Origin of the sequence: Xanthomonas sp. WHRI 10204, assembly GCF_040202875.1 — a bacterium.
In the GTDB taxonomy this organism is placed as follows: Bacteria; Pseudomonadota; Gammaproteobacteria; order Xanthomonadales; family Xanthomonadaceae; genus Xanthomonas.
Genome location: NZ_JBEGDW010000004.1, coordinates 382727 through 400699, shown reverse-complemented (window position 1 = coordinate 400699; position 17973 = coordinate 382727). Strand labels below are relative to the sequence as shown.

At 56.7% G+C, this 17973-nt stretch carries 13 protein-coding genes and 2 pseudogenes; 13 read left to right on the top strand and 2 right to left on the bottom strand.

Going from position 1 to position 17973, the window contains the following annotated elements; translation table 11 throughout:
• Positions 1 to 218 precede the first annotated feature (218 nt).
• From ABQZ00_RS21920 to ABQZ00_RS21875, 10 genes and pseudogenes are all read left to right on the top strand, one after another.
• Entirely contained in the window at positions 219 to 2000 is a 1782-nt protein-coding gene (locus ABQZ00_RS21920; protein ID WP_323539498.1) for an autotransporter assembly complex protein TamA, read from the top strand.
• Positions 1997 to 5851: a translocation/assembly module TamB domain-containing protein gene (locus tag ABQZ00_RS21915; protein WP_323539497.1), complete on the top strand. Its 3855-nt coding sequence runs from the start codon at positions 1997 to 1999 to the stop codon at positions 5849 to 5851. Before ABQZ00_RS21920 ends, ABQZ00_RS21915 begins: the two co-directional genes overlap by 4 nt.
• Before the next feature lie 615 nt (positions 5852 to 6466).
• Complete coding sequence (locus ABQZ00_RS21910; protein WP_323539496.1) at positions 6467 to 6787, top strand: hypothetical protein; 321 nt, start codon at positions 6467 to 6469, stop codon at positions 6785 to 6787.
• Positions 6788 to 6961: 174 nt separating this feature from the next.
• Positions 6962 to 11155 carry an RHS repeat domain-containing protein gene (locus ABQZ00_RS21905; protein ID WP_323539495.1) on the top strand — a complete coding sequence of 1398 codons (4194 nt, stop codon included), beginning with the start codon at positions 6962 to 6964 and terminating at the stop codon, positions 11153 to 11155.
• A 53-nt stretch (positions 11156 to 11208) separates the two neighbouring features.
• Positions 11209 to 11568: a hypothetical protein gene (locus ABQZ00_RS21900; protein WP_323539494.1), complete on the top strand. Its 360-nt coding sequence runs from the start codon at positions 11209 to 11211 to the stop codon at positions 11566 to 11568.
• Position 11569: 1 nt separating this feature from the next.
• Positions 11570 to 11875: a hypothetical protein gene (locus ABQZ00_RS21895; RefSeq protein WP_323539493.1), complete on the top strand. Its 306-nt coding sequence runs from the start codon at positions 11570 to 11572 to the stop codon at positions 11873 to 11875.
• Between the two features lie 68 nt (positions 11876 to 11943).
• Positions 11944 to 12816: an RHS repeat-associated core domain-containing protein gene (locus tag ABQZ00_RS21890; protein ID WP_323539492.1), complete on the top strand. Its 873-nt coding sequence runs from the start codon at positions 11944 to 11946 to the stop codon at positions 12814 to 12816.
• Positions 12817 to 12819: 3 nt separating this feature from the next.
• On the top strand, positions 12820 to 13254 hold the full coding sequence (locus ABQZ00_RS21885; RefSeq protein WP_323539491.1) for a DUF4279 domain-containing protein: 435 nt from the start codon (positions 12820 to 12822) through the stop codon (positions 13252 to 13254).
• Positions 13255 to 13422: 168 nt separating this feature from the next.
• Positions 13423 to 13849: pseudogene (locus tag ABQZ00_RS21880) on the top strand (transposase); the annotation flags it as partial.
• Positions 13850 to 14542: 693 nt separating this feature from the next.
• Positions 14543 to 15613: pseudogene (locus ABQZ00_RS21875) on the top strand (IS3 family transposase).
• Positions 15614 to 15708: 95 nt separating this feature from the next.
• On the opposite strand, the gene ABQZ00_RS21870 reads toward ABQZ00_RS21875, so the two are convergent.
• Positions 15709 to 16035, bottom strand: a complete 327-nt coding sequence (locus ABQZ00_RS21870; RefSeq protein WP_115559878.1) for a hypothetical protein — start codon at positions 16033 to 16035, stop codon at positions 15709 to 15711.
• 358 nt (positions 16036 to 16393) lie between these two features.
• Here ABQZ00_RS21870 and ABQZ00_RS21865 point away from each other — a divergent pair, with 358 nt between their 5' ends.
• The 3 genes from ABQZ00_RS21865 to ABQZ00_RS21855 are packed head-to-tail and all read left to right on the top strand — an operon-like array spanning position 16394 to position 17490.
• Complete coding sequence (locus ABQZ00_RS21865; protein WP_115529292.1) at positions 16394 to 16822, top strand: hypothetical protein; 429 nt, start codon at positions 16394 to 16396, stop codon at positions 16820 to 16822.
• Between the two features lie 10 nt (positions 16823 to 16832).
• Positions 16833 to 17282 carry a type II 3-dehydroquinate dehydratase gene (locus tag ABQZ00_RS21860; protein WP_161964762.1) on the top strand — a complete coding sequence of 150 codons (450 nt, stop codon included), beginning with the start codon at positions 16833 to 16835 and terminating at the stop codon, positions 17280 to 17282.
• A complete protein-coding gene (locus ABQZ00_RS21855) occupies positions 17263 to 17490 on the top strand; it encodes a hypothetical protein (protein WP_161961724.1) in 228 nt (75 codons plus the stop codon). The genes ABQZ00_RS21860 and ABQZ00_RS21855 overlap by 20 nt, the downstream gene beginning before the upstream one ends.
• 187 nt (positions 17491 to 17677) lie before the next feature.
• Here ABQZ00_RS21855 and ABQZ00_RS21850 read toward each other — a convergent pair.
• Positions 17678 to 17973, bottom strand: a 296-nt coding sequence (locus tag ABQZ00_RS21850) for a hypothetical protein (RefSeq protein WP_349777726.1), incomplete at its 5' end; no start/stop codon positions are given.

Here is a 17973-nt window from a genome sequence, read left to right as displayed (position 1 = left end):
GGCGGTGCACACGGCGGTAACCAGCAAATGACGCTTCATGAAACGAACCTCTCTCTCCAAAGGTATGAACGGGCGCGCGGCAATCGGGGGGCCGCGCGCAATGGGTGCCAACGGAACGTTAACAACGTACCGACTGTACCCAGTCCCGTTCGGTTCCGTATAGGCGTGTTTGCGCAGATTTTTTGTCCCTTCACGCCTAGGCTGGGTATCCTTTGCCGATGCTTAAAGCCGTCTTTGCTCTCTCCCTGCTGTGCATCCTGTTCGTTCCGCTGCAAGCGGCTGCTCGGGCGACCATCGACAAGATCGAGATCAAAGGGCTGGACGACGGCGACGATGCCGAGATGATCGAGAACATCGAGGTCTCCCTGTCTCTGTATGAGGCCGTCGGCAAAGAGCAGGGCGAGTCGCGATTGGAGTACCTGCTGGCGCAGGCGGAGCGGCAGACGCGCGAGGCGCTGGAGCCGTTTGGTTACTACTCACCGACCATCGAACTGGCCGCGCCGCGCAATGGCGACCAGGTGACGGTGGTGATCACGGTGGACCGTGGCGAGCCGGTACGGGTACGCACCTCGCATATCTCCATCACCGGCTGGGCCGAGCAGGACCGTTATCTGGGGCAAGACCTCAAGCAGTTCGAGCCGCGCGAAGGCCAGGTCTTCAGTCATCCGCAATACGAAGCCAGCAAGGTCCGCATCACCCGGCGTCTGGCCGAGCGTGGATACTTCGACGCCGACTTCACCCAGCGTCGGGTCGCGGTAACGCGCGCCGAACACGCTGCCGACATCGACCTGAATTGGGATAGCGGCCGCCGCTACGACATGGGCAAGGTGCGCTTCGACTACGACTACTTTCGCGATGGCCTGTTCGACCCGCTGGTGTATTGGGACGAGGGCAGCTACTACCACGAAGGCAAACTGGATCGGCTGCGCGAGTCGCTGACCAAGCTGGATTACTTCAGCACCATCGATATCCAGCCCAAGCCCGAAGACGCCGATGCCGATGGCCGCGTGCCGGTGGACGTCAAGCTCACCCGCGCCAAGCGCACCGTCTACACCTCCGGTCTGAGCTACGGCAGCGAGAGCGGCGCCGGTGTGCGCGGCGGCGTGGAGCGGCGTTATGTCAATGCGCGTGGCCACAAGATGGACACGCAGCTGGACTACGCGCAGAACCGCAAGAGCCTGACCACCAGCTATCGGGTGCCGGCGTTCCGCTGGCTCGACGGCTGGTACACCGCCTCGGCGCGTCTGTACGACGAGCAGACCGAGTACATCGACCTGCGCAACGTCAAACTCACCGGCAGCCGCAGCGGCCAGATCAACGAGCGCTGGAGCGCGATTGCCTCGATCAACGCCTTGCGCGAGCGCTGGCGGTTCAGCAGCGGCAACGATTTCGAAGGTGCGGTGTACGAAACCTCCACGCTGATCTATCCGCAGCTGCAGGCCAACTACATCAATGTCGACGACCGGCTGTTTCCGCGCAGCGGTGTGTCGGGCCAGGCGCTGATCCGTGGTGGCGCCGAAGGTGCGGGCTCGGACACCAACTTCGGCCAGCTCTATGGGCAGCTGCGCTGGTTTTTGGGCGCCGGCGAGAACGGGCGGGTGATCCTGCGCGGCGAAGGCGGCACCACCTGGACCAGCGATCTGGTGGCGATGCCGCCCAGCCTGCGGTTTTTTGCCGGTGGCGCCAACAGCATCCGCGGCTACGCCTTCCGCGAAGTGGGCCCACGCACGCCCAGGCCGGACGAATTTGCGCTGGGTGCCAAGAACGTGGTCACCGGCAGCGCCGAGTACGAGCATTACCTCAAGGGCGGCCCGTGGGGAGGAGCGGTGTTTGTCGATAGCGGCAGCGCCTTCGACGACCGGCCCGACTGGCATACCGGTATCGGCTTCGGTCTGCGTTGGCGTTCGCCGGTGGGACCGGTGCGCGTGGATATCGCACACGGTTTGAACGACCCCGACTCGCAGTTTCAGCTCTACATCGATATCGGGGCCAACCTGTGAGCACACCCACGCCACCTGCCGCACCGCGCCGCGCGCGTTTTTATCGCCGTCGCCGGTTCTGGGTGGGCTCGGGGCTGACCGTGCTCGGGCTGGTGCTGCTGGCCCTGATCGCGCTCTATTGGTTGCTGCAGACCGTGGCCGGGCGCGACGTGTTGCTTGCCCAGGTGGTTGCGCGCTTGCCTGTGGGCGCCAGCTTTACCTACGGCAGTGTCGAAGGCCCGGTGGCCGGCCCGCTGACCTTGCGCAATGTCGACTTCACCTATCAGGACATCCACTTCACCGCCGAGCGCGTGTATCTGGAGCCGGATCTGCGCCCATTGCTCGGCCGCAAGTTGCAGCTGGACGCGGTGCAGGTGAGCAACGCCACGTTGAATCTTGGCAAGAGCGACGAACCGTTCAAGCTCCCCAGCTGGCCCGAGTCGCTGCCGCAGATCAACGTGCCGCTGGCGATCCAGGCCGACAAGATTGCGGTGGACAATCTGCGCATCACCCAGTTACAGCAGCCGATGATCGTGCTGCACAAGATGCAGGGCGGGCTGGAAGTGGCCACCGGCGAATTGCGCACGCGCGATCTGGTGATCGACACCGACATGGGCGACTTCCGCCTGCATGGCGATTACATTCCCAACGACGCTTACCACGCCGATCTCACCGCCACCGCGGTGCTGCCGGCCGCGCGTGGCCGCACGCCGGCCAGCCTGGGCCTGGTCGCACGCGGTGACCTGGACAAGATGGAAGTGGCGATCGCCGGCCGCGCGCCGGCACCGCTGCAGGCCAGCCTGGTGTTCACCGGCCGCAACGACCCGACCTGGGCGTTGAAGGCCGTCACCGAGGCACTGGATACCTCGCTGCTGATTCCGGCCGCCGCTGGCGCGACCAACGCACCGGCCACGCCGATCGCGTTGAACCTGACCGCGTCCGGCAAGGGCGGCAAGGCCGATCTGCAGGGCAGCGTCAAACAGGGCGCGCTGAGCGCGACCTTGCAGCCGTCGCACATCAGCCTGCAGGAGCAGGTGTTGACCGTCGAACCGTTGGTGATCGATACCTTCGAAGGGCGCACCCAGCTGCGCGGCACCGCCGATTTCCGCGATACCCAGAATCCGAGTTTCCGTTTTGCGGTCAATGCCAAGGGCCTGCGCTTCACTCCCGCGGTCGACCCGGCCACCCCCGATGCGCCGGTGGTGCCGGTGGAATTGATCGACGCACGCCTGGGCGTGGCCGGTACGCTGAAGGCGTGGGCTGCAATCGGCCGCGCCACCGTGGAGCGCGACGGCCAGCAAGCCGCGCTGGTGTTCGACAGTCGTGGCAACGACCAACGCGCGCAGCTCAAGCAGGTGCAGGCCACCACGCCGGGCGGCTCGCTGGATGTCACCGGCGAAGTGGGCTGGGCACCGGAGCTGCAGTGGGATGTCACCGCGCAGCTGGCCAAGTTTGACCCGGGCTATTTCGCGCCGGGCTGGAACGGCAATCTGTCCGGCAAGATCGCCTCCAAGGGCCGGCAGTTGCCGGCGCCGGCCGGTGGCGTGTCGCCGGGCTTCGAAGCCACGGCCGATGTTCCCAGCCTGACCGGCCAGCTGCGCCAGCGCGCGCTGTCGGCCAACGGCAAGTTTGCCCTGCGTGGCGAACAAGGCGAAGGCGAACTGCAACTGTCGCTGGGCAATAGCCGCGTCACTGCCAAGGGCAAGGTCGGCGATCAGCTCGATATCGCCGCGCAACTGCAGCCGCTGCAACTGGACGACGTACTGCCTGGCGCCACCGGCACCGTGCGCGGGCAGTTGCAGGTCAGCGGCCGCCGCGATGCGCCGGACATCACCGCCGACATCGCCGGCAATGGCCTGCGCTGGAACACCTATACCGCGCAGAGCATCAGCTTGCGTGGGCGCCTGCCGTGGCGCGGCAGCGATGGACAACTGGCGCTGCAGGGCACCGCCATCGAAGCGGGCGTGGTGCTGGACAGCGTGCGGGTGCAGGCACGCGGCGCGGTGGAAGCGCTGCGTCTGGATGCCGATATCGCCAACAGCATGGCCAGCGTCGCGCTGCAGGGCGATGTGCGTCGTAATGGCGCGCGCTGGCAGGGCCAGGTCGCCACGCTGCGCATCGCACCGTCGAAGGGCGATGCCTGGACGCTGCGGCAGCCGGCGCAGTTCAGTACCGACGGCGCGGCCTTCACCTTGTCCGACACCTGCCTGGGCGCGGCCACCGGCGGCGCGCTGTGCGCCAGCGCCAACTGGCCGCGCGAGGGCATGGTGGTGCATGGCGACGCCTTGCCGCTGTCGTTGGTGCAACCGTGGTTGCCCAAGCAGGAAGGCCGGCAGATCTATCTGCGCGGTGAACTCGCACTCGACGGCAGCTTCAAGCCGCGCGGCAATGCATGGGAAGGCAGCTTCCGCATCGCCTCGCCCGAAGGCGGTATCCGCCTGGGCGAAACCCGCTACGCCGCGGTGGCCGGCAACCCCAATCGCGGTGAGTTGCTGCGCTACGACCAGTTCAGCATGCAGGCCGATTTCACCCCGCAGCAGATCCAGGGCAAGCTCGGTGTCGGCTTCCAGGGCGCGGGCTTTGTCGATGCCAAGTTCAACACCGGCTGGGACGCGTACGCGCCGCTCAATGGCGAGCTGTATCTGAACATGTCGCGGCTGTACTGGCTGGAGCTGGTGGTGGCCGATGTGGTGCGGCCCAAAGGCCTGGTCGAAGGCCATGTGAGCCTGCGCGGCACCCGCGACAAACCACTGCTGGGCGGCGATGCCACCTTGAGCGATTTCACTGCCGAATATCCGTCGATGGGCCTGACCTTGAGCGAGGGCAAAGGCCGCTTCGACGCCTTGCCGGACGGCTCGGCCAAGATCACCGCCTCGGCCAAGTCCGGCGAGGGCACGCTCACCGTCGATGGCGGGCTGTCGTGGTTCGGCACCAGCACGCCGTTGCTGCTCAACATCCGCGGGCAGAACGTGCTGGCCTACAACACCAGCGAGTTGCGCATCATCGCCAACCCGGACATGCAGTTCGGCATCGTCGACAAGACCATGCAGCTGCGCGGCAAGGTCACCGTGCCCGAAGCCGATATCGACCTGGAACGCCTGGATCGCGGCACCTCGGTGTCCGAAGACGTGGTGGTGCTGGACCCGGTCGACCCGGAGGTCGCTCCGTCCTCGCCATTGGATATGGACCTGGCCATCGTGCTCGGCGACAAGGTCAACATGAGCGGTTTCGGCCTGAAGGGCGGCCTGAGCGGGCAGATGCAGATCCGCGCGCGCCCGGGGCGCGAAATGACCGCCAATGGCGGGCTGGATGTGCGCGGCCGCTACAAGGCCTATGGCCAGGATCTGACCATCAGCCGCGGCCAGCTGACCTGGAACAACAACATCGTCTCCGACCCGCGCGTGAGCCTGCGCGCCGAACGCAAGATCGGCGATGTCACCGCCGGTATCGACGTCAGCGGCCGCGCCGAATCGCCACGCGCCGATGTGTGGTCGGAGCCGGCAATGTCGCAATCCGAAGCGCTGTCGTACCTGGTACTCGGCCGCGGCCTGTCCACCGCCAGCAGCGACGAAACCCAGCAAGTCAGCGCCGCCTCGGCCGCACTGTCGGCAGGCAGCAGCCTGATCGCCTCGCAGATCGGCGCCAAGCTCGGCCTGGACGAAGCCGGCGTCAGCCAATCCAGCACGCTCGGCTCAGTGGTGGGCTTCGGCAAATACCTCTCGCCCAAGTTGTACGTCGGCTACGGCGTCTCGATGATCGGCGGCGGCTCGGTGCTCACCCTCAAATACCTGCTCAGCCGCGGCTTCGATGTGGAAGCTGAATCGAGCACGGTGGAGACCAAGGGCTCGGTGAATTGGCGGCGGGAGAAGTAGTTTTTAGGGCCTTCATCACATATTGACAAAGCTGACTCATCTGTTCATGCTGCCGATATCAGATGGGGTGCGAGCCACCTCTCCTGCAGAAAATTCAGGGGGACGTAACCAGTGACCGTCCAGCGCCTCGCGCGGCGGCGCTGTGGCCGTCGTATTGTTCGATATCGGATTCGTATAGGAAAGCAGGATGCATCTCGGCAAACGTGCGTGCTTGCAGGTCTTGCTTGCGTTAATAGCGTCATTGTCTGGAATGTCCGTGGCCGTCGAGATCAGCAGCCATGGCAAGATTACGTATGTAAAGAATGGTTGGTACGCCGAAGGAACTGCGGTACATCATTCCATCGCCCAAATCACGGGCTGCGCAACACTGAACAAGTTTGTTATCGACAAGCTCCATTTGTGTCATACCAAGAGCCACTCGTTATGACTTCAAAAGCATGCGTACGCGATCTCGACCTGGATCTGGTGATGGTCAAGGTATGTGAGATTTTGGCACACGAGAGAAAGCGGCGCTAGGCTTCTTTAAATAAATGACATTATCTCGCTTCTTTTGCCTGTAACTAGGGCGAAGTAGGGATTGACTTGAGCCAATATGGAATTCTGCGGAGCGAGAGAGTGAAAACTACATCCATGTTTCTAACCGCATCTGTGCTCATCGCCATGTCAGGTCCGGCCGACGCATTACAGTGGTTCTCCGGCCGGGTTACCTCGATCGAGGCGACTTATATGCCGGCGCGCATTCCATTTAGACTGAGTGAAGGCAATACAGCCTGTCCTATTGGTAAGACGCTGAACTGGGCAAACCCTAGTGTTGATAACAATAAAGCGATCTACGCTGCATTGATGACCTCGCTGACAACGGGCAAGAGAATCAACTTTGTCATCGAGGATAACGACGTTACGTGTACTGGGCGGTTTATATATCTTGAAGATTAAACTGCATCCTATTCTAATGGCGGACGGTTTTTATATTCCCCCTTGATGATGATATCCGCTTAAAAGGCGGTATGCGTTATAAAGCTAAATTTACGAAAATTTCTTTGCGGCCTGTATTATTAAGAATGCGCCGGCTGCATAGTCTTAAAGCTATATGTGAAATAAGGGGGGCATATGTTGGGCGTAAAATCTAAAAGCCTTGCTGCATTAATTCTACTAATTTCAGCTGCGTCATCGCAGGCGCAAATGGTTTCCCCAGAATCAGAATTCGACAAGCGCGTACGTAGTTCTCAATCAGTTCAACCACATGGCGATAAGCCGTTCGGTGAACTCATCGACCTTTATACGGGTGCAATCTCATTTAGGCAGGTAGACATAGTTCAAGAAGGCCAAGGTGTTCCTATTGAACTTTCCAGAACGTTAGAAATCAACGATCGCAGTTTTGCAGAAGCACCCTCGCGCGCATTTTCCGACTGGCGGCTAGAAATTCCAAAAATTGAAACCATAATCGGCGCTGAAAGATTTGGCTTGAGGTGCAAAAATATCTCACCCGCCCCGACAATTGTATTAAATAGCAGTGCCTCTTCTCGCCCGATATTCTACCCTCCTGAACAGTGGTGGGGCGGTTATCAGCTTGTTATCCCCGGAAGCGGGCGTCAAGAGTTGTTGGCGAAAGATGGAGCGAACGGAAACATCCCACTAGCTATGACCGTGGACGGCGCAGCAGTCAATTTCCCGCTGGTAACTAAAAGCCAATGGGCGATTGGTTGCTTGCAAAGAACCGCGAACGGTGTAGCCGGCGACGGATTCTTTGTGGTCTCTCCCGAGGGCACGAAATACTGGATGGACTGGGCTGTCGTCAAGCCATACACCAACGTGGGCTTCGCTCAGCCAAACTTCGGCGGAGTAGCGCGGAGTATAGCGATGAATCTTGTCTCCAAGGTGGAGGATAGATTCGGAAACACGCTCACCTATCAATATGACTCAGAAGGCAACTTAGCAAGAATCGCCGCGAGCGATGGCCGGTTGCTCACTTTGAGTTACGAGCCGTGGTCGCAGAGGATAGGCGGAACAACTGAAGCGGGCACACGCATCACCTCTGCAGTGCTACAGACTTCAGATACCCCGTCCAGAACTTGGTCATACCGATACGGCATATTGTCGGACGGACGTACTCATCTGGTGTCGCTTATCCAACCCGATGGCTCCTCGTGGGCTTTTGATGTCGGAGCCTTTGGGACGGCACCCGGATATTCCGCCGTCGTATATCCAACCGATGACGGATGCTCTTTTGTTACCAAGCCAAGCACAGTCACCGCCATAGGAACCATGCGCCACCCGTCAGGGCTAACAGGCGCTTTTACAGTAGGATCGACCCTCAGGGGCCGTTCTTACGTGCCTTATCTTTGTGATAATTCATTCAATCGAAGAACGCTTGTTCATCCCAATGTCTATGTTTCACGGACACTTGCAAAGAAAGAATTTTATGGGCCGGGAGTTGCGTCTCGCATATGGTCCTACGCATACTCGCTTCCAAACAATAGCTGGAGCAAAGACTGCGGGGTCGGATGCGTTTCTACTGCATGGACCGACGTTATAGATCCAAATGGTAGCGCAACTCGCTACACATATAGCAATAGATTCGATGTGAGTGAGAGTCAGCTGGTTAAATCCGAACAATTTTCAGGAGCTGTGGGGACGAGTTTGGTTAGAACTGAACAAAATTCATACGCTTCCGCTACCAATGGTCCGTGGCCGGCCCGCTACGGGGCTACTTTTGCCGGTAACTTAAATTCAGACCAAATGACTCGTGTCTCTCCACTCAGTTCAAGGGTGATCGGACAAGACGGCACGGCCTATACATACTCGGTGGGTAGCTACGACAACTTTGCGAGACCGATTACGGTCGCGAGATATACGCCTTGGCATGGGCGAACAGATGTTAGGTCATATTACGACAACACTCAGAAATGGGTGCTTGGTCAGGAGGCAAAATCCACGAACAGTGATACCGGTCTAGTAGAAAGACAGATATCGTATAACGGCAATTCGCAGCCCGTTGCAATCAGTGCTTTCGGAAAGTTGAAGCAAGCAATAAACTATAACGGCGATGGCACAATCGCTTCTGTCGTCGATGGGAATAATAACTCCACTACGTTTGGCTTTTGGAAAAGAGGAATACCTCAGTCGATTCGATTTTCGGACGGGACTACAATCTCTGCAAACGTCAACGACAATGGCTGGATAACGTCAGCGATTGATCAGAATGGTTACACGACCAACTATAGCTATGATGCGATGGGCCGCCTCTCTGCAATTGCCTATCCTACAAACGATAGCTCGGCGTGGAATACAACTATGCAATCCTTCGGGCAAGTGGGTGCTCAGGAATACGATATCGCGGCAGGTCATTGGCGCCAAATGGTGGCTACCGGCAGCGCTCGCAAGATCACTTACTTCGATGCAATGATGCAACCGCTACTTACGCGCGAATACGACGCAGCAAACGAGGCTGGGACGCAGCGGTTTCAAAGCTTTTCGTACGATGGTATGGGGCAATTGGTATTCTCTTCCTATCCGGGAAGCAGCAGTGCGCTGAGCACGGGTTATCGGAACGGCTACGACGTGCTGGGAAGAATCACCTTATCGTCCCAGGATTCTGAGCTTGGCCGACTAAATACAGTTACTAGCTATCTCGCTGGTAATCAAACCAGTGTAGTCAATCCGCGCGGACAGGCCACTGTTACAGGCTATCAGGTTTTTGATCAGCCGGCTTATGACAAACCTGTTTGGATCCAGCATCCGGAAGGAACTTACACTGATATTGCGCGGGATCTATTTGGCAAACCAAATTCAATCACCCGGCGTAACGCAAATTCATCTCAGATGCTGACGCGTAGGTACGCCTACAACGGCAGTCAAGAGCTGTGCCGTTCAGTGGAGCCTGAGACGGGCGCCACCTTGATGGGATACGACCCTGCCGGAAACATGAAATGGTCCGCTGCCGGACTTCCAGCGGATGTGGGTTGTGATCTGAATGGAACAAGTGAGACGATCGCGGCGCGTCGAGTAGATAGAGTCTATGATTCACGCAGTCGTTTAACCGCGCTGCTCTTCCCTGATGGAAACGGAAATCAGCGCTGGACGTACTGGCCGGATGGTTTAGTCAAGCAGATAACTACAATCAACGGCGGTGTAGCCAATTACAACAGCTACACCTACAACAAGCGTCGTCTTCTTATTGGCGAGAGTCAAGGGCAGGCGGATGGCGAAACCTGGGCGATCAGCTCGATCTACAATGCAAACGGTCACCTAGCGATGCAGCGTTATCCTACGGGCATGACTGTTGACTACGCTCCAAACGCGTTGGGCCAAGCCACACAGTCCGGGAGCTACGCGACAGGTGCTAGCTATTATCCAAACGGAGCGCTTCGGCAGTTTACGTATGGAAATGACATTGTTCACAATATGGTGCAGAACGCACGACAGTTGCCCGACACTAGCGAAGATGCCTTTGGTGGCAATGTCGTATTAAGTGATGGCTATGACTATGACGCAAACGGTAATGTTGCAGCGATTACAGACGGGGCGACTGGCCGCAATCAGCGCGGCAACCGAACGATGACATATGACGGGCTGGATCGTTTGAGGTCCACCGTATCTCCAATGTTCGGCACCGCCGAGTATCGCTACGACGCACTGGATAATCTGACCTACGTAAAAGCACCTGGACGCGAGCATTTCTATTGCTACGATCCGTATTGGCATCTCACCAATATCAAGATTAACGAGTGCTCTGGAAGCACTGTTGTCGGTCTTGCGTACGATTTACAGGGCAATCTCACCAATAAGAATGGGCAGGCGTACGTCTTCGACTTAGGGAATCGCTTGCGTGCGGCAACAAATAAGGAAAGCTATCGGTACGACGGCAACGGTAGGCGTACCCAGGCAACACAATCGAGCGGCAGCGTAGGGTCGATGTATGACCAAGCTGGAGTATTGCGCTTTCAGAAAAATCAACGCCGTTCCAAAATGACAGAATATGTTTTGCTGGGCGGCAGCAACGTGGCGGAAGTCGAGTGGTCATTTGGACAAGTGCCAGCGATGAAGGACGCTCTAACCTGGACCGCAAGCCCAGGAAGCGTGCGCTATGTAGTTGAGGAAAGTATCGACGGACTGACGTGGACTTCTGTTTACGAGGGCAATCAAACCACCTGGACCTCGTTGTCCCGTCCCTCCGGAACGTATTCGTATCGTGTGCTGGCCTGTACGCAGGGTGGGGCATGCACTGAGTTGTCTGGAGTGTCACATGTCAAGCGCTCCGCGGCAGATATCGTTCCGCTGCTCTATCAACTTCTGCTGAACTGACTAGAGCGAATTTTTGATTCGAAAGAGCTAAAACTCCAATAATGGTATCTCAGATGCTAAATCCACGATTCAACCTTAGGAATTTTCTTCTGGTGTTCTGCACTCTGCCGTCACTTCTATGTAGTGAAGCGTTTGCAGCTCCATATGTGGTCATGGGGAACATGGTTACCCGTCTCAATACAGGTTGGGGTGCTGAGGGTTTGTATGTTGAAACAGCTGGAACGTCGCAGAACGGGGCAGCATGCGGCACGGGCAATGTCTTTTTCATAGAGCAAGGGGGCTTGATGAACAAGGAGATGACATCATTGTTAATGATGGCGATGCAGAACGACTTCCCAGTCGATCTTTATGTAGACGGATGTCTAAATAGTGCGATGAGACTGAAAGCTGTCTATATCAATAAAAGGCGATGATGTGGGTTCTTATTCATTTGGTTTGCTTCTCTTACTCGTTACAGCGGTGCCTGTTAATGCATCTGCAAGTGAGTGGGTGCGTGATGTCGAAGTCACCCAGCTTGGTACTTATCAGGCGGTCAGTACCCATCTTGTGTGGTTCGGAACTCTTTCGCAAGAATGCAAGAATTCTCCGGCGATGTATTTCGATGAAGCCAAGCCGGGAGGTAGATCGCTGATGGCGGTATTAATGTCTGCGCTGGTAAACAAACGAAAGGTGGATTATCAGGCCACTGGTTGTGAAATTGTTGAGGTTTATCTCAAATAAGTTGATGCTACTGGCGCCGCTAAATAAAACTAATGAATAGTATATTAAAAATATGGAGGGCGGAATACGTGAGCAAAGTCAATGAAATAGTTGCTAAGTTATTGTTAGCATTCGCTCTGACTTCGTTGAGTTTTGGATTCTGCTGGAGCGTTTCTGCGCAAACTGTTCGTTATGTGCACACCGACGGTTTAGGGTCTGTTGCCGTCCTGACAGATGCGAACCGCAGTATCATTGAGCGGCGAGAACATGAACCCTATGGAGCAAGCTTGGGAGGGACTGTAGATGGCGTCGGCTATACCGGACATCTAATGGACTCAGCGACCGGGCTAACACATATGCAACAGAGATATTATGACGCGGAAGTCGGAAGATTCCTATCGGTGGATCCTATCAACGCCTATGGGAGCCCGACAAAGGCCTTTAACCGATATTGGTACGCTGACAACAACCCGTACAGTTTTACTGATCCGGATGGTAGAGAATCAACAACAATTCGAGATATGGAACGAGTTACGGCTGTCGCACCTCCCCCGCCACCTGTACAGCAATCAGCTATACTAACATTGGGAACAGTACTTGTGGAAAGAACAGGTCCGGCTGCCGTGAGCTGGGTTTCGCCGATTATGGGCTCAATAGTATTAGCGCCAGTACTATTCTTGGCTTCACCCAATGCTTGCGGTGGAGCGCGTTGTGGTGAGCTTGGCTGGCAGGAGTCTCGTCGGCATCCGCCGGGCTATTGGCCTGCGGACCGAGGTTCTGAGGAATGGGGACGCCGAAAGGGAATTGGGGGAACCGAAGGGCGGCGAATATTTCACGGCATAAAACAAGACGATAAAGCCCAGGGTGGCGGTAAAGGACTAGACAATTATGGAGTGAATCCCGACACTGGCGATGTAATTAGTCCAGATGGTGAAGTCATTGGTAACTTGGAAAACGGCTGAAATATGAGCAAAAGTGAACTGTCCATAGAGGTAGCTCTTTACCTTAAAGGTGACGAGCTGGAACCAAGTGTGGTGACAGAGATGTTAGGCGTTGAGCCGACTAAGTCGCATGCTAAAGGAAAATCTTGGCTAACTTCTAGTGGTAAAGAAGTTGTTGAAAAAACAGGGCTTTGGAAGTTTTCTTTGCGAACTGTGGGCGATGGATATTCCGAGATTATTCAAGGTGTATGCAACGTTGCCGTTAGGGGTGTGGTCCCGTGCTCTATAATTCCAGGGGTAACTAATGCATTTATAGATATATTTGTAGGAGAAAATTCAGATGAATTTGGTGGGGGAACATTTGAACTTTTTGCAGATACATCTATTATTCGCTTGTTAGCAGAGACGGGCCTCCCAATTCATACGACATTTGTGGTCGTTCCGACATCTCCGGTCTGAGTTGGAGTTGGAGTTGGGTTTATGGTACAGAACTACTATTGGCCTAGAAAATCGTTTCGGCAGCGATAAAAGCGTGCAGGAGCCCTTGTCAACAGGAGGGCCCGAATGTGCGAGCGAGCTTATCAAAGCCAGAGCAATGCCGCATTGAAGTAGGTTAAAAGCAGCTGCCAGATCAAAGATGTGTGCCGTGAGCTGGGAATTTCCGACGCGACGTACTACGTCTGGAAGTCTAAGTACGGTGGCATGGGGGCAGCTGATGTGCAGCGCCTTCGCGACCTGGAGACCGAGCACAGCAAGCTCAAACGCATGTACGCCGAACTCGCGATGGAAAACCATCCATTGAAAGATGTCATCGCAAAAAAGCTGTAGACCGAGCGCACAAACGCCCACTTCTTGCCTGACTCGTCGAGCAGCATGGCTGGAGCGAGCGTCGGGCCTGTTCAGTCGTTGGCGTGGCTCGCTCGACAGCGCGCTATCGGCGCCATACCGGTTACGACGAGGAGGTCATTGCGCCGTTGTCCGAATTGGCCGAGCGCTTTTCCGAGCGTGGTTTTGAAGAAAACGGGGTCAGGTTCGAAGAAAACGGGGTCGGGTTGACTTTTTAGCTGAGCCCGACTCCGCTCTTCAACATACGATTTGGGAAGATCAAATCTTCCCTATGTGCCGATTATCGCTGCAACGCGCCAGTACCAGGGTGACGGGTTTGCAGAAGTTGCTCTGGGCCCTCTCAGGTCAGAGCCTGCGCGACAGTATGGAGTCATACTATACTCCAGATAATCTATCCTTCGATGCATTTGCGAGACCAACCATCGTTAGAAAAAAGAGTTCGGTCGTCCCATGAGTCAATTATCAAGAATTTGGAGAATAGCTGTCCATGCGTTTAAATATATTTGGGTCATGCTTGGTTTTATTAGTGTCGTCATTTTCAGCTTGGGCAGGAAATGGCTCTGGAAAAGTTACGCAGTTGATGCCTCATGCTAATGATGTGGTTTTCTTTTCTTTAAGTGGAGAGCATACGAATCTTCCAAAATGTTCATCAACTGCTTGGTCAATATCGCTATCCACGCACACGGGAAGAGCAATGTATGCCTTGTTACTAAGTGCGCATACACAAGGGCTTATGATTCATGTGCAGGGAACGGGAGATTGCTCAGCATGGCCGGACCGCGAGACGGCGCGCTATATCTTGAGTGAGCTCTAGGAGCGTCTGAACAATGTCAGCTCCCGGTGAAATCGATCCAGCCATAGCTAGAGGTCTCCGGGCAGACTAGCCCCAAGGAGACCAGACATGCGCAAAAGCAAGTTCGCCGAAAGCCAGATTGTCTCCACGCTAAGCATGTCGAGTGCGGCCGCCAGGTCAAGGATGCGTCCCGTGAGCTTGGCATTTGCTATGCGACCTACTACGTCTTGAAGTCCAAGTACGGTGGCATGGAAGCTACTGACGTACAGCGCCTTTGCGACCTGTAGACCAAGCATCGCAAGCTCAAATGGATGTATGCGGAGCTGAAGATAGAGAAACATGCACTGAGGGAAGTCATCACAAAAAGTTATAGACCCGGCGCACAACCGTCCGCTTCTTGCCTGGCTCGTCGAGCAACATGGCTGGAGAGAGCGAGGGGCTTGTTCAGTCGTTGGCGTGGCTCGCTCGACAGCACGCTATCGGTGTCTTCCCGATCGCGACTAGGAAGTCATTGCGCTGTTGTCCGAATTGGCCGAGCGCTTTCCCGAGCGTGGATTCGGAAAGCTCTTTCAGATCATCCGTCGTCGCGGATATGTGTGGAATCACAAAAGGGTCTGGCGCGTGTATTGCCTGATGAAGCTCAATCGGCGTCGTCGCAGCAGGCGCCGGGTCCCCACGCGCTATTCATAACCGTTGGCATGCGGAGAACGGCCCAATGCCGGATGGTCGATCGGCTTCATGTCCGATGCGTTGTGGGATGGTCGACGCTTCCGCACGTTCAATGTCATCGACGATTTCAGTCGGGAAGCCTTGGCGATCGAAGTGGACTTGAATCTTCCGGCCGCCCGCGTCATCCGCACGTTGGAACGTATCGCGGCCTGACGCGGTTATCCGAACAGGCTTCGTTTGGACAACGGACCGCAATTTGTCCCGTTGGCCATGGCCGAGTGGGCTGAGCGCAGGGGTACCGCCTTGGACTTCATCGAGCCGGGGCGTCCAATGCAAAAACGGTTTCATCGAACGCTTCAATGGCAGCTACCGGCGCGGCGTGCTGGACATGCATCTCTTCCGCACCCTGAGCGAGGTTCGCGAACAGACAGAACACTGGCTGGCCGACTAAACCAACAGATACCGCACGACAGCTTGGGCGGGCTAACGCCCGCCGAGGTCTGCGATTAACATCAATCGCAGACCTCTAATTTTAGCTGGAACTGAATTGCCGGGAGTCCACAGCGCCAAGGCAGGTCGAAGTGATTTTTCTCGATCAACCCTGATCAATCAAAAATAGTGACGGCCTTTAACTGCATGGAATTTCCGTTGCAGCCATCGATATAGAATTGCACGTTGTTCTTGTTCTGAACCGACATCAGCAGCATGGAAAGAATCTCCTTATACATTGGAGCTGTTTGCAAGATGATGAAGCGATTTCCACCGCCGCAATCGGCTCCCGCCGGGAGAACGCCTTCTGTCCCAACGTATAGAGCTTCACCTCCCCAGCCGGTGGAAAGATACTTTACCTTGTGACCGCTAAAAGAATAACTAGCTGCGCTGGCATGAAGGCTCATTAGTAGAAGAGTAACTGCTAAGATCGTGCGGACCATAAATCCTCGTCAATTAAAAAGTGGTTTAATCCGATAATATAATATATTTGAAATCTGGATTGGAAACTAAAAAGAAGGATCGTATGCAAATCACAGAAGCTCAGCATGCGCGGCTATTGCTGACTCGAAATCAGGTCTTTAAACCATGTCTATTCTTCTAATTTGCTCTGTCAGCCCCCGTGCTGCCATGGCGCGCTATGTTGGCACGGTGTGAAGGCCAAATCCAGCTTCGCTGTGCTCTGCGAACGCGCAGTCTTTACACATTCTTTATGCGTGGAGGACGTTGCGTCGATAGCTCCTTTATGTCGACCAGATCTACCTTGGCACTCCCGCACAATGGTGCGTTGAGCCAAACACGATGTGTATCCTGATTTTGCAAGGTCCCCAGGTTGATCCGGCGCAAGCGTTGCCGGTCATGGCGCCCGAGTGTGGTGGTCGCGCGCTACGGACGGTGGCGTGCGCCGATGTCGATAGCTTGATTGCGAGCTTGCAATTGGCCGGTGGCGATGCGGAGGTGGAATTGGTGCTGCTGGACTCGGGCGATCTGCCGTTGTCCGAGCGCAGTTGTGCCAGGGCCTTGCGTGCAGCGGTGGATGCGCTGCCTACGCCGTACATCGAGCTGCATGCCGATGCGGCGCAGGAGCTGGAGCCGTGGCTGCATCCGCAGCATGCGCCGCTGGCGGTGGTGATTGCGCCGCACGATGCGCCGCGTGCGTATGCGATGTCGTTGGGCATTGCTGCGCGCTGTCTGCCCTCGTTGCACGCGCCGTTGCGCTTGGCTGCCTGAGGACGCCGGCATGTCGATCATGATCGTGCGTGGGCCGGATGCGGTATCGCCGCGGGTGCGTGGGCCGCAGCCATTGCCGCGGGCCGTGATCCGGCAGCTTGTGCAATGTGCCGGCGATGCGGGCAAGACGGTGGCGTTGCGTGCCTGCGGGTCGGAGCAGGAGTTGTTGGATGCGTTGCGCGTGGCCGGGCAGGCGCGGATGGAAATTGCGTTGATCGATCCGGGCAGTTGCGTGGACAGCGTGCGCCTGCATCGCGTGCTGGCGGCGTTGCGCTATCCCTATGTGGAAACGCACGACGACAGTACGGACCGGCCGGAGCGCTGCCTGCCGGCAGGTCTGGGCGAGTGCGTGGCGACAGTGCGCGGTTACTGCGCGCAGAGCTATCTGCTGGGGCTGGAAATCGCGTTGGAACATCTGGGCTGCACGGAGATTCAGGGCGATGTCCACGTCGGGACCTGAGTCGCGCCAGCTGCATTACTTCGCCGACTACGAAGGCTATTGCGATGGTCGGCCAGTGCTATGGGGGCAGCTCGCTCACAGCGTGGAGGTGTCTGCCGATGGCGTGCTGGATGCCGCCGAACTGGTGTGTGCGTTGCGCCGTCGTGCGGCAGAAGCGCATGGGCTGGAAGCGGGGCAGATCCGGCTCTGCCAGGTCACGCGGCTGTAGCGGCATGACCTGCGCTTGTGGTTTAGCGCGCTGTACGCGCGTGTTGCGGTCGATCAAAAACGCGGCGCCATCCCATGCGCCGCAACGAGACAGTGTCGGAGACGGCACACCCATCGCTGCACCCGCACGCAGTGGTCTTACGCACGCTACCCATGATGTGCCATCGAGCTGCGCCGCTGTTCTGCGATCACGCGACTGCACCGAATGCAGGGCATCGCTTGGCGCCGTCTCCATACTCGATCAGCAACAGCCAACAGCCACAGCAATAGCAATAGCAATAGCAATAGCCAACAGCAACAGCCAGCAGCAACAGCAAATAGCAACAGCCAACAGCAACAGCAAATAGCAACAGCAATAGCAATAGCAATAGCAATAGCAATAGCAACAGCAACAGCAACAGCAAGTAGCAACAGCAAATAGCAACAGCAAATAGCAACAGCAAATAGCAACAGCAAATAGCAACAGCAAATAGCAACAGCAAAT

Coding starts and splice junctions, on each gene's coding strand:
- ABQZ00_RS21920 (WP_323539498.1), top strand. CDS start 219: ATGCTTAAAGCCGTCTTTGCTCTCTCCCTGCTGTGCATCCTGTTCGTT.
- ABQZ00_RS21905 (WP_323539495.1), top strand. CDS start 6,962: ATGTTGGGCGTAAAATCTAAAAGCCTTGCTGCATTAATTCTACTAATT.
- ABQZ00_RS21900 (WP_323539494.1), top strand. CDS start 11,209: ATGCTAAATCCACGATTCAACCTTAGGAATTTTCTTCTGGTGTTCTGC.
- ABQZ00_RS21885 (WP_323539491.1), top strand. CDS start 12,820: ATGAGCAAAAGTGAACTGTCCATAGAGGTAGCTCTTTACCTTAAAGGT.
- ABQZ00_RS21870 (WP_115559878.1), bottom strand. CDS start 16,035: ATGGTCCGCACGATCTTAGCAGTTACTCTTCTACTAATGAGCCTTCAT.
- ABQZ00_RS21865 (WP_115529292.1), top strand. CDS start 16,394: ATGTGTATCCTGATTTTGCAAGGTCCCCAGGTTGATCCGGCGCAAGCG.
- ABQZ00_RS21860 (WP_161964762.1), top strand. CDS start 16,833: ATGTCGATCATGATCGTGCGTGGGCCGGATGCGGTATCGCCGCGGGTG.
- ABQZ00_RS21855 (WP_161961724.1), top strand. CDS start 17,263: ATGTCCACGTCGGGACCTGAGTCGCGCCAGCTGCATTACTTCGCCGAC.